Origin of the sequence: Micromonospora sicca (assembly GCF_003172935.1) — a bacterium.
Taxonomy (GTDB): Bacteria; Actinomycetota; Actinomycetes; order Mycobacteriales; family Micromonosporaceae; genus Micromonospora; species Micromonospora sicca.
Map to the genome: position 1 here is coordinate 1 of NZ_QGKS01000202.1, position 11428 is coordinate 11428.

15 protein-coding genes are annotated in these 11428 nt (G+C 66.5%); 8 read left to right on the plus strand and 7 right to left on the minus strand.

Annotated elements, in window-relative coordinates; translation table 11 throughout:
* Positions 1-253: 253 nt before the first annotated feature.
* Complete coding sequence (locus DKT69_RS13110; protein WP_109801851.1) at positions 254-847, minus strand: TetR/AcrR family transcriptional regulator; 594 nt, start codon at positions 845-847, stop codon at positions 254-256.
* 92 nt (positions 848-939) lie between these two features.
* On the opposite strand from DKT69_RS13110, the gene DKT69_RS39725 reads away from it, so the two are divergent.
* The 3 genes from DKT69_RS39725 (at position 940) to DKT69_RS13120 (ending at position 2332) form a co-directional block, all read left to right on the plus strand.
* A complete protein-coding gene (locus tag DKT69_RS39725; RefSeq protein WP_236647835.1) occupies positions 940-1515 on the plus strand; it encodes an alcohol dehydrogenase catalytic domain-containing protein in 576 nt (191 codons plus the stop codon).
* A gap of 225 nt (positions 1516-1740) precedes the next feature.
* The gene (locus tag DKT69_RS39730; protein ID WP_236647837.1) at positions 1741-1902 is read left to right on the plus strand and encodes a hypothetical protein; all 162 of its coding nucleotides are present in this window, start codon (positions 1741-1743) and stop codon (positions 1900-1902) included.
* A 67-nt stretch (positions 1903-1969) separates the two neighbouring features.
* Positions 1970-2332, plus strand: coding sequence for a nuclear transport factor 2 family protein (locus DKT69_RS13120; RefSeq protein WP_201749649.1), 363 nt, complete (start codon positions 1970-1972; stop codon positions 2330-2332).
* A 40-nt stretch (positions 2333-2372) separates the two neighbouring features.
* Here DKT69_RS13120 and DKT69_RS13125 read toward each other — a convergent pair whose 3' ends face one another.
* On the minus strand, positions 2373-2675 hold the full coding sequence (locus DKT69_RS13125; RefSeq protein ID WP_109801853.1) for a hypothetical protein: 303 nt from the start codon (positions 2673-2675) through the stop codon (positions 2373-2375).
* A 238-nt stretch (positions 2676-2913) separates the two neighbouring features.
* Here DKT69_RS13125 and DKT69_RS13130 point away from each other — a divergent pair, with 238 nt between their 5' ends.
* Positions 2914-3189 (plus strand): hypothetical protein, encoded by a 276-nt coding sequence (locus DKT69_RS13130; protein WP_146231067.1) that lies wholly within the window; start codon positions 2914-2916, stop codon positions 3187-3189.
* 95 nt (positions 3190-3284) lie between these two features.
* Here the strand turns inward: DKT69_RS13130 and DKT69_RS39735 are convergent, their stop codons facing one another.
* Positions 3285-3437 carry a dihydrofolate reductase family protein gene (locus DKT69_RS39735; protein WP_368666245.1) on the minus strand — a complete coding sequence of 51 codons (153 nt, stop codon included), beginning with the start codon at positions 3435-3437 and terminating at the stop codon, positions 3285-3287.
* Between the two features lie 470 nt (positions 3438-3907).
* Between DKT69_RS39735 and DKT69_RS13140 the strand changes: the two genes are divergently transcribed.
* Together DKT69_RS13140 and DKT69_RS13145 are read left to right on the plus strand one after the other, a co-directional pair.
* A complete protein-coding gene (locus tag DKT69_RS13140; RefSeq protein ID WP_109801855.1) occupies positions 3908-4282 on the plus strand; it encodes a PadR family transcriptional regulator in 375 nt (124 codons plus the stop codon).
* Complete coding sequence (locus DKT69_RS13145; protein ID WP_109801876.1) at positions 4279-5655, plus strand: permease prefix domain 1-containing protein; 1377 nt, start codon at positions 4279-4281, stop codon at positions 5653-5655. The genes DKT69_RS13140 and DKT69_RS13145 overlap by 4 nt, the downstream gene beginning before the upstream one ends.
* An 806-nt stretch (positions 5656-6461) precedes the next feature.
* On the opposite strand, the gene DKT69_RS13150 is transcribed toward DKT69_RS13145, so the two are convergent.
* Complete coding sequence (locus DKT69_RS13150) at positions 6462-6647, minus strand: hypothetical protein (RefSeq protein WP_109801856.1); 186 nt, start codon at positions 6645-6647, stop codon at positions 6462-6464.
* 271 nt (positions 6648-6918) lie between these two features.
* Between DKT69_RS13150 and DKT69_RS13155 the strand changes: the two genes are divergently transcribed.
* Positions 6919-7320: a DUF805 domain-containing protein gene (locus tag DKT69_RS13155; RefSeq protein WP_109801857.1), complete on the plus strand. Its 402-nt coding sequence runs from the start codon at positions 6919-6921 to the stop codon at positions 7318-7320.
* 69 nt (positions 7321-7389) lie between these two features.
* Here DKT69_RS13155 and DKT69_RS41395 read toward each other — a convergent pair whose 3' ends face one another.
* On the minus strand, positions 7390-7527 hold the full coding sequence (locus tag DKT69_RS41395; protein ID WP_375373480.1) for a sigma factor-like helix-turn-helix DNA-binding protein: 138 nt from the start codon (positions 7525-7527) through the stop codon (positions 7390-7392).
* Positions 7528-8512: 985 nt separating this feature from the next.
* On the opposite strand from DKT69_RS41395, the gene DKT69_RS13165 reads away from it, so the two are divergent.
* Positions 8513-9382, plus strand: a complete 870-nt coding sequence (locus tag DKT69_RS13165; protein ID WP_109801858.1) for an aldo/keto reductase family oxidoreductase — start codon at positions 8513-8515, stop codon at positions 9380-9382.
* Positions 9383-9622: 240 nt separating this feature from the next.
* On the opposite strand, the gene DKT69_RS13170 is transcribed toward DKT69_RS13165, so the two are convergent.
* Positions 9623-10156, minus strand: a complete 534-nt coding sequence (locus tag DKT69_RS13170) for an SUKH-4 family immunity protein (RefSeq protein ID WP_161557825.1) — start codon at positions 10154-10156, stop codon at positions 9623-9625.
* A 180-nt stretch (positions 10157-10336) separates the two neighbouring features.
* Positions 10337-11308, minus strand: coding sequence for an MBL fold metallo-hydrolase (locus tag DKT69_RS13175; RefSeq protein ID WP_161557826.1), 972 nt, complete (start codon positions 11306-11308; stop codon positions 10337-10339).
* Positions 11309-11428 lie beyond the last annotated feature (120 nt).

Consider the following 11428-nt stretch of genomic DNA (forward strand, 5'->3'; position numbering starts at 1 on the left):
TTACTCGCCACGCACGTCAGGGCGGGGACCGGTCTCGGACACTGACCGGGAGCTACGTCTCGGGCATCTACACCCGACCTCCAATCGACGTACTCACTCCACACGTGCGACCTCGTGTCGCACCTCAGATCGGCATGACAGCGCACGGCGCCAGGCGCTACCAACGCGCGGACAGCGGCTAAATGAGGACGTTCAGCCGAGCGTTCTCCGGCGCTGTTAGCAGGTATCCGTGGTCAGACCCTGTTTCGCGGCGTCAAGGAGTTAGCGGCGGCGGGTGGGGCAGCGGGTGGGCGCCTTCTGGGCGTAGGCCGTCGAAGATGATGGCGAGGTAGCGCTGCCACAGGTCGGGCGAGGCGCCTGGCACGTAGCTGGTGACGTAGTTCGGCGCGCACATCAGCAGGATGACGTCCGCGCCGGTGACGTCGGCCCGGACGGCGCCGTGCTCACGGGCCCGATCGACCAGCCTGTGCACGGTGTGGAACATCTGCGCGCGGACTTTGGTGACCTCCTCGGTCAGCTCGCCGGCCTCCTGCAGGAACGACAGGTCGCGCTGCTGTCTCTGATGCGCGGCGACGGTGAGGAACTCCAGCAGCGCAGCGCCCGGATCCGCCGCTTCGAGCAGTCTCTCGCCGGCCGCGTTGAGCGCGTCAATGCGGTCGAGGACGATCGCGGCGATCAGGTCGTCCTTCGTGGCGAAATGGCGGAACACCGTGCCCTTCCCGACACCGGCTCGGCGGGCGATGTCGGCGACCGAGGCGTCCAGACCCCGCTCTGCGAACTCGTCGGCAGCCGCGGCCAGCAGCAGCCGCCGGTTGCGGGCGGCGTCGGCACGCAGGGGACGGGTCACGTCGCCACCCTAGCAAGTTGACCGGCCGGTCCGCTTATTGCTAGCTTGCCGCCGGAGAACATGACCGCGCGGTCCGTTTTTGGAGGAAGTGCATGAAGGCAGTTGTCGCGACCGGCTACGGACCACCCGAGGAGTACACGGTGGCCGACGTGCCGGTGCCCCAGCCCGGGCCGGGGCAGATCCAGGTCCGGATCGCCGCCGCGTCGATCAACCCGGCGGACGTCCGGCTGCCCAGCGGGGAGTTCCGTGACACCGTGCCACTGCGGTTTCCTCACGTGCCCGGCAACGACTTCGCCGGCACGGTCAGCGAGGTCGGCGCCGGCGTGACCGCGTACCGCGTAGGTGACGAGATCTTCGGCCAGGCCGTGCCTCGGGTACTGCGAGCGATGGCCGGTGCTACCCGGCCGTCGCTGAGCACCGGCTCGCTGGCCGAGTACGCGGTCTTCGAGGCCGACACCCCGTTTCTGGCGCGCCGCCCGGCCGGCCTCAACGTAGAGCAGGCGGCGGCCCTGCCCACCATCGGCCTGACCGCACGGGTGCTGATGGCCACCGCCGAGGTGCAGCCCGGCGAGACCGTCCTGGTCGTCGGCGCTCCGGCGGTGTCGGTACGGCGGTGGTCCCGCTACTCGCGCGAAGGCGCGGGTGATCGCTACCGCGACCGCCGCTGATGCCGACATCCTGCGTGCTCTCGGCGCTGACGTGACCATCGGGTACGCGGAGTCCGAGTACCCCCGCGACGTTGACGTCGCGTCAACCTGACCCTGCCGGGCGACCACCTTGCCGGATTTGCCAGCGCCATCCGCCCCGGCGGGCGCCTCCTCACGATCACCTATCCGGTACCGCAGCAGGAGTGGATCGGGCGCGACGACGTCGGTCTGGCTTTCGTGCTGGACATGGACGGCACCTTCGGCGGGATGCGCGAGGTCGGTGAACTGGCGATCCGCGGCGACCTGCCGGCCACCATCGGCCGCCGCTACAGCCTTGACGATGGCGTTCAAGCATGCATCGACTTCGTCCGCCTGCACACGACCGGCAAGCTGGTCGTCACGATGTGAAACCGGCTGTCCTGTGCCTTTTCCTGGAAGTCCAACCGTCCGACACCACCAGCGACAGGATCACCACGTGACAACCGACATCCGCCAACTCCGACAAGCCTTCGACGACGCCGAGCTGCACGCCGATACCGATCGCTTGCACACCCTGCTGGCGGATGACTTCATGTCTATCGGCGAGCGGGGCTTCCAGCTTGACAAGCGGCAGTGGATCGAGAGACACGCTGACTTCGCTTACCTCTCCCTGGAGACAGCCGAGTTGGACGTGCGCTACTACGACCGCACCGCGATCGTGCGCTGCGTTCAGCGCAGCCGGGCGACCTGGCGTAGTGAGGTGATGACGCTGGCAGTCCGACTGAGTCAGGTGTGGATCGAACTGCCCGACGGATGGCGGCTCGCCGGCATCCAGTTCAGTTCACTCGACGCAGCCTGAGCGCTTCACCTGCCAACCCGACTCGCCGCGGGCCTTCTCGCTAGCCGTTCGCGGCCACCACCCCGGCGGAGTACGAGCCGACCAGGGTGGCGTCATCGCGGGCGGGTCCGACGGCCAGCCGGTCGCCGAGGGCGCGTTGGAACTCCTGGAAGGCAGCCAATTCTGGCAGGCCCTCACCGTCGACCACGTGGACGAAGGTGACGCCATCGGCCAGCCGGAAGGAGCTGTAGTGCAGGCCGGGTGGTGCCGTGCTCGCCAGCTCTGCGAAGACGTTCTCGATCAGACGCTGGTTCTCGTCGGCGGCCTCGGGCTTGGTCTGGTAGCGGATCACTGCTGCGGTCATCACGGTTCTCCTCAGTCGTTGGTTGTCACTTCTTCTGACCGCGCCAACACCCCGAACTCATCGCCGCGATGAGTTCGGTCCTCCGCCGCTGTCAGTACCAGTGACAGCGAACGTCTGGAGGACCTTAAGTGGGTACCACGGGCCGCCCCCCGCAAGCTCTATCGACCCGGGGTTCCACGTCTCCTTCGTCGTCTCATCGGAACTCGCCAACGCTGTCGCCGGCGCAACTTCCGCGGTCGTGCTGGCCCTCGCCCTGGCCGCGGTCAGCGGGGTCGACGGTGCCGTCCGACCTCGGGTGTACACCCTGTTGGGGGCGGACGTGGCTGGGTTCGTCGCGATCCAGCTCGGCCTGCCACAGCCACTTGGTCTGTCGACCGTGCCGGTGCTGTCGCGACCCACCCAGGCCCTGGTCCTCGTGATGGGACCCGGCCTCGTCCTCGGCGCTGGTCTGTTGTTGATCCGGTTCAGCGAACGGCTGACAGGGACCGGCGAGACCAGCGGCACCTTGACCTGAATCGTCGCGCCAGCACCGAGTATCGGGTCCCCGCGAGGGCGGCATGATCTGCTGCGGCTGACCAGCGGCATGACCGGATATTCGACGATCCCCGCTCAACGGCGGGTGTAGTGGGCGATGATCACACCCTTTGTGGTCGTGACGCTGTCGGTCAGGTCGAACTCGGTCAGTGGGGCGGGGCCCTCGAACAGTCGGGTGCCGGTGCCCAGGGTCAGCGGGTGGATGAGCAGGGTGTAGTGGTCGATCAGGCCGGCGTCCCCATGCGGTGATGAAGTCCTGCCAGGTGCGGCGGCCGAACAGCATCTCCCCCGGCCTGGTCATGGCCTTGGCCATCTCGCGGCCCATCACCTCGTCGTTGTACCGCTGGCCCCAACCACCATGCGTGAAGCCGCCGCGGGTGTCCTCGTCCGGGCGGCCGAGGCCCTGCACGACACCGTCGAGGGTGATCCACATCGTGACCATGATCGAACGCATAAACCTGCTCCCTTCCATGCTGCGTGCCGCCCTCCGGCGGCCAGTCACCTCCTAGACGAACGACTGCGAACGAAATCGTCACCTCGGCGACCGCGTCACGCCCGGATCTCGGCTACGAGAGGTCATCTGGCTGCGGCGGGATCGCGGGTACCGCCGCCAGGGACGCGTGACCGGGCCGTTGTGCCACACAATACCTAGCAGTACTATGCACAATACTTCTAGGTATGGAACGGGGTGAGTTCTCGTGAAGGTCGCCAAGGATCTGGTGGCCGCCTCGGCGACACCGATGGTGCTCGGCATCCTGGCCGAGGGGGAGAGCTACGGCTACGCCATCCTCAGGCGGATCAACGAGCTGTCCGGTGGCGAGCTGGACTGGACCGAGGGGCTGCTCTACCCGTTGCTGCACCGGCTTGAGCGCCTCGGTTATTCGGAGTCGAGCTGGCAGTCGGTAGCCGGCGAGCGGCGGCGCAAGTACTACCGCATCACTGACAAGGGCCTGGCTGAGTTGGCCGAGCAACGCCGCCAGTGGGACACGGTCACCGACGCGCTCAAGGAGATCTGGCTCGGCCTCGGCGACCGCAGGCCGCTGACGGCGATCCCGCTGGGGTGCCGGGCATGACGGCGCGGGAGGGTCAGGAGGAGTTGGAGGCGCAGTTCGAGCAGTGGCGTCGCTACGTGCTCCGCCGTAGGGAACTGCAGCCGTCCGACGTCGACGAACTCGAAGACCATCTCCGCGGATCCGTCGACGAGCTCATAGCTGCAGGCCTGAGCCCGGACGAGGCGTTCCTCGTCGCGGTGAAGCGGATGGGCAGCCTCGACGAGCTGTCGCGCGAGTTCGCCCGGGAGCATTCGGAACGATTGTGGAAGCAGTTGGTGCTGACCGGCGACCCTGACAGCCCGGCGGCGGACACGCACTCACGGCGGGACATGTGGGCGATGGTCCTCTGCGCGGCGGGCGCGGCGGTGTCCATCAAGGTGCCGGAGCTGTTCGGGTTGAGGTTGGCGGACGACGGCGCGTTCTACGCGCGGAACTTCACCCTGTTCGCCCTGCCCTGGCTGGCGGTCTTCCTGGCCTGGCGCCGACAGGCCCGACGCCCGCTGATCGGGACACTGGTGGCGCTGTTCGGGCTCGGCGCGGTGGCGGCCAACGCCTACCCCCTGGCCGAGGAGTCAAAGTCGCTGGTCCTCACCAGCATCCACCTCCCCATCGCCCTGTGGCTTGTGGTGGGTCTGGCCTACGTTGCCGACGACTGGCGCTCCTCGCGCCGACGCATGGACTTCATCCGCTTCACCGGCGAGTGGTTCATCTACTTCGTCCTCATCGCCCTCGGCGGCGGTGTGCTCAGCTTGTTCCTGTTCCACACCTTCAATGCCATCGGGATCATCCCGCAGGAGTTCATCTCGCAGTGGCTCCTTCCCTGCGGCGCCGTGGCCGGGGCTGTCGTGGCCGGGTGGCTGGTCGAGGCCAAGCAGAGCGTCGTCGAAAATATCGCTCCGGTGCTCACGCGGCTATTCACTCCGCTGTTCACGGCAGCACTGCTGGCCTTCCTCGTCGCCGTCGTCTGGACCAGCCATGGCATCAACGTGGAGCGCGAAGCGCTGATCCTGTTCGACCTCCTGCTGGTCGTGGTGCTGGGCCTACTGCTCTACTCGATCTCAGCCCGCGATCCGCTGGCCCCGACCGGCCTGTTCGACAAACTTCAGCTCGCTCTCGTGGTCAGCGCGTTGGCCATCGACGTACTGGTACTGCTCGCGATCACCGGACGCATCACCGACGAGTACGGCACCACACCCAACAGGGCTGCCGCGCTCGGCGAGAACGTCATCCTGCTGGCCAACCTCGCCTACTCGGCGTGGCTGTTGCTGAGGTTCATCCGGCGGCGCACACCGTTCGCGGCGCTCGAGCGCTGGCAGACCGGCTACCTACCCGTGTACGCAGTGTGGGCCTGGATCGTGGTCCTCCTCTTCCCTCCGTTGTTCAGCTATGTCTGACCGAAAAGGTCCACCCCCATGACGGCGATGTCGACGACCCGCCCATCGGTGTGACAGGCCTGCCGCATCGCTTGCCTGCCAAACACGCGCGTCCAGCCCAATCGTGCGCAGGAAACACGGATGGTCCTCCGCAGGTGCCCTCATCGGCAGAGCCGTGTGCGCTATCAGCGGCAGAAGCGTGCACAACTCGCCGGCTGCTTCGTCGTGGAGATCGGCCTCCGCCAGGCATGGCCCTTTCTCGGCTTCTGTGACAACCGATCGACGCCGCCGCAGGAAAGCCGCCTTTACCTGGACACCGAGTGGTGTATCGAGGCCGCTTCGCGGGTTCAGGGCACCGCTGCCGACGAGGCTACCTGGCTAACAGCTGCACTCACTCCCAACGGCGCCACGATCGCTGAGGCCCCCGTCGCGGACGACGGCACACTACTCTTGACAATGACTGACCAACGGTCACTCGTCGCTTCGGGCAGCCGGGGCAGCTCCAGTCGGCGAACCGTGGTGGCTCTCCGACTCGTCCTCCAGGTAGCTACAAGGACGATCTTGCCGAGCTGTGGCGCCGTCGGCGCGCGGAGGACCTCGACGATGCGGCCTTTGAGGCGGCTCTGCGCCACCTCGTCGTGCGCCTCGAGGCATGGCCGGAGCAACACACGAAGTAGAACGCTTGAGGTTACGCCCCTGCTTATCATGGGTGACGCGCGGTAAGCGGCAGATCAGTACGCCTGATCATGGTTCGACGTCTGCGACCCACACGCGGCCGGGCTGGGCGTAGTCGCGCTCGGCTCGGTCCACCAGCAGGGCGAACCCGCTCATGTCCGGGCTTCGTGAACAGTGTGCAGGTCAATGCCCAGCAGGCCGAATGAGTGCCCGGTCGAGACATCACGGAGCCTTGTACTCGATCGAGCGATGCCCTGCAGCACCGTGCCGACGACGAGCAGCCCGCGGCGTCCCCGGATGTCGAACACATCGGTGACCCGGAACTCGAACCTCGTCACAGCGGTGAGTGTGCCAGGACTGTGCCATCTTGGAGTTCCGGCACCAGGGCAGGCTGACACGGTTTTCTCGGCGGGTGGGCGGCCGGCACGGTCAGTGATGGCGTCCCGGACTCCGATGCGCAGGACCAGCGGCAGTTGCGGATGTTCGTCTTGTTGGCGTGGCGGCTTCTATTCGTCGGCGGCTGCTCGGCCATTGACCCCCGGTGGGGCGATCTGCTTGGCTGCGTCCGCGACGACCTTGCAACTCCCACTTGAGAGACCGGAGACAGTTATGTCCTTCACTGCCGCGATCAGGTCGGTTCTTACTCAGTACGTCGGCTTCACGGGTCGGGCCCGCCGGTCTGAGTACTGGTGGTTTGCCCTGTTCACCGTCCTTGTTGGTCTTGCCGCTGCCATCCTGGATAGTGTGCTGGGAACGACTCTCGGGTCGGACGGGTCCACCGGTGTCATCGGCATCATCGTCAACCTGGCGCTGCTGCTGCCGACGCTGGCGGTCGCGATGCGACGCTTGCACGACACCGACCGGTCGGGGTGGTGGCTGCTGATCGGACTGGTGCCGATCGTCGGCGCCGTCGTCCTGCTGGTGTTCTTTGTGTTGGACAGCACGCCCGGGACGAACCGTTTCGGCGCCAACCCCAAGGAGCGGCCGCTGCCCGTGCCCAGCATCGCGTGACCATCCCAAAATCTTGACCGCCTGGCGTCGCTTGCCAGCTTCAAGTGCAGCAGGCTGGCCGGTTTGCCTTTACCACCGGCCAGCCAACTGCGCGCTGTTGACGGCCGTGACCGTGGTCCCCAGCTGCGCGGCGACCTCGGCGGCACTGAACTCCAGTACCTCGCGGAGCAGGAGCACGGCCCGCTGACGTGCTGGCAGGACCTGCATCCCCTGCCACCAGCGCGAGCCGCATGTCCGTCCGCGACTCCAGGTCGATCCGCGCGTCGGGAAATGGCTGTAGCCAGGGGATGTCGAACGCCGGCGTGAGCGGTGCGCCAGGATCGTCGCTCGGCGCGCCCAAGCCGGAAGGCAGCGCCCGTCGCGCACGCCCCTCCAGTGCGGTCAGGCACGCGTTGGTGGCGATCCGGTACAGCCAGGTCCGGACAGACGCGGCGTGCGGTCGTACCGGTCGCGGGCCTTCCACGCGCGCAACATCGGTTCCTGCACCGATCCTCGGCGTCGTGGAACGAGCCCAGCATCCGGTAGCAGTACGCCACCAGTTCACCCCGGTAAGGCTCGAACTCCACGTACCCATCATGGCGTACGCCAGCGCCGTGCAGTCACACGCAGCGTTACTCGATTGGGAGAAGAGCGGCTCGCTGGCGGGCCTCGGTTATGACCGTTCGGGGGCCCTCTCGGTCTGTCACCGCCACCACGACCCTCACCAACCGGGACCGACCCGCGACGCGGCACTTCCTGCTGATCCGCCGCAGCCTGACCAAGCCCACCGACCTGGCCTACTTCTTGAGGTCAAACGACTGTGCAACCTGCTCACCCGCCTCTGGCGGCCCGTCGAGCACTACCTGCACTGGTCATCCTGGCAACGCCACCACCATGCCCGCGCCCGCTGGTATCACCTGCTGGTATCACCACCGGGCCCGACTCACATAATCAGGTCACGAAGTACGGCTGCCCTAGTAGACGTGGCACGGCCCCATGAACTCAGCTCGGCAAGACCGCGCATCGAGCGCCACCGCACGCCCGTCACGCATCGTGACGCCCGGTCGGCGGCAAACAAGGGCGCCTTGTGTGGCCCGCCGACGCCCGGGGCCACGGTGCGGAGTGTGAAGCCATCACGTGCTGACGCCGCCGCGTTTGGCGCCCGCGTCGGCGGGAAGCCCGGGGACTGGCGACAACAAGGATGGGAATTCTCATGGCGGCGAAGGCACTTCCGGGTGGAACGTTCACCATGGCCGACGACCTGACGGTCACCCGGATGGGGTACGGCGCGATGCAGTTGGCCGGCCCGCATGTATTCGGCCCACCGGCCGACCGCGACGCTGCCGTGGCCGTGCTACGCGAGGCCGTGCGCCTGGGAATCAACCACATCGACACGGCCGACTACTACGGCCCGTACGTCACCAACCAGATCATCAAGGAAGCCCTGCACCCTTATCCCGACGATCTGCACATCGTGACGAAGGTCGGAGCGTTGCGAGATGCCGAGGGGAACTGGCCGCCGGCGCTAGCACCCGAGCAGCTGCGCCAAGCCGTGTCCGACAACCTGGATCGCCTCGGACTGGACGTGCTCGACGTCGTCAACCTGCGCGTCGGCGGGTTGGACAGACCCACTCCCGGCTCGATCTCCGAGCCGTTCACCGTGCTCGCCCAGCTGCAGCAGGAGGGACTGATCAAGCATCTCGGTCTCAGCACCGTCAACGCCGAGCAGATCGCCGAGGCACAGTCCATCGCGCCGATCGTGTGTGTGCAAAACTTCTACAACATCGCGAACCGGGCCGACGACGGCCTGATCGATTCCCTCGCCGCACAGGGCATCGCCTACGTGCCCTACTTCCCGCTCGGCGGCTTCTCCCCACTCCAGTCCGAGGAACTGAACGCAGTCGCCACCCGTCTCGACGCCACACCGATGGCCGTCGCGCTGGCGTGGCTGCTACAGCGCTCACCGAACATCCTGCTCATCCCAGGTACCTCATCCGTCGCGCACCTGCGCGAGAACGTCACCGGTGCTGCGCTGACCCTTCCCGAGGACGAGCTGACCGAGCTGAACAGCATCGCCTCATGAGCACGACCACCGCGCAACCCGGGATCGGGTTCATCGGCCTGGCCGACCAAGGACTACCTATGGCGACCGCCGCCGAAGCGGGGCTACCCCTTGCACATGTGGGCCCCCAACCGTGGCAACGAGGCGCGTGAACCCGTATACCAAGCGTCCTCTCGTCGGCGCGGCGGGGCGCCCGCTCGATCCGCTTGCCGTGACGCTGAATAGCGCACGGTGGGTGGCAGAAGAGGATGTCTGGGTCGATCAGTAGAGCCACCGGTCGAGCACCGCGGGCCAGAAGTGGGTTCGATGGTCACCGTCCCCGAACGCGGGCGGGTCAAGGGCCCTGATCCGCTCCAACAGGTCGGCGAGCTCCGCGAGTGCTGCCTCTTCGGCCTGTCGGTCTTCGTCCCAGCGGCCGATGACGGTCGAGCTGGTCAGCCAGCGACCGACCAGGTGCAGCGAACACAGCCAGTGGTTGATCGTCGAGTTGACGAACCTGGTGCTGCCGTCCGACGCCCATACCTGCACCTCGCCGGTCCCCGGCGCGGCGCCGTACACCCAGTCCAGGTCGTCGAAGTGCGCCAACCGGTACCTTGTCGGCTCTGCGTGGAATGACACCGCACCCACGAGGTCATCGATCAGCGGTACGCCACAGGAGACCAGCGCGGCTTTCTGCGGCTCGGGAAGCCGCCACGTTGCCACGTCCAGCTCGGCGGCACGCAGCACCCGCCCAGCACCGGCCCAGGCCGTGACCGCTTCGAACGCGGGAGGCAACGGAAGATCATCAACGGGCACGCCAATGAGGGTAGTCCGGGCAACGTTTCAAGCACCCACTGTTCTGTAGCGGCTAGGCGTCCAACCATCGGCAGGGTCGGATGGGCCTCACCCGCTGGCTGCCGCGCCCGACCAGCGGCAAAAATGAGTAGGCCTGGAGGTGCCCTCTGCCGTACCGATCAATTTGTGCGAGAGCCAAACTCAAGGCGCGATGCCGAATGGGCCCATTCTGCCATAGTCCAGGCGCAAGGCTTCTGCCATCGCCCATGCGTTCGGCAGTGTGAACATGTCGGCGCCGCCTAAGCGCTCTGTCCATCGTGGAACGAGTTCGTCGGCGGCCTGCGCGGCAACGGCGTCTAGGTAGGCTTTGAAAACGGCCCAGGCATTGGCGGTGTCGACTGGGGCCATGATCTCATTCAGATTGACCGAGGAGAGCGCTGCCTCGGTGGTGGAACGCAGGTCATTCATGTACTCGATTTGGGTCCTTATGTCGTCCGGAGTGCCAGGTCGGTTGACGTGTCCGCCGACTAGCTTCTCGAACGGGTAGCCGAGTGCCTGCTCGTGGGCGTTGACGAAGCCCGGGATGTTCGCGGAGACCGCGAGGTTCGAGAACGGAACCCAGCCGGGGAAGATCACGTCTACGAGCATCAAGACGCGTTGCTTCGGGGCGAAGATGAAGATGTTTCCCTCGGCGTGGTTGGGCCCCTTGTAGTCGAGCTGCAGGCTGTGATCTCCTGCGTCGATTGTCAGGGTGTCGTCGAACACATGTGTCGGCAGGGGGCGGTTCGGGTCGCCGAGCGCTGCAAGCCGCTCCGCCGTGATGCGTTGGGCATAGCGTGGCACGTCATCGGGGTAGACCGAGATCGCTCCGACGTGGTCTGAATGCTGGTGGCTGTAGACCACGTGGGTGATTGAGCGGCTGGTCACGCTACGGATCGCTCGGAGGATGTTGTGGCCGAGGGTCGGTGGCGCGTCGACGGCGATGACGCCCTCGTCCGTGACCACGAACATCATGTTGTACATACCCTCACCGAGGAAGAAGACACCGTCGGCGATCTCCTCCACGGCATAGCCGGCCTTGGAAATCTCGGGCCCTTGGGCAGCCTGCGGCACAGGAGCTGCCGGCATCTTCCGCGCCCGTTCAGCAGCATCGGTGTACGGGGTCATCGACATGTCTGATCTACTCCCTGACGGTCGCCACTGGGCCCGCGAAGGACTGCCACGGATGCGCGTTCGAGACGTTCTGGGCCCGATGGAGTACGGGCCACGATCGTTGATCATCCAGGCGAGCGT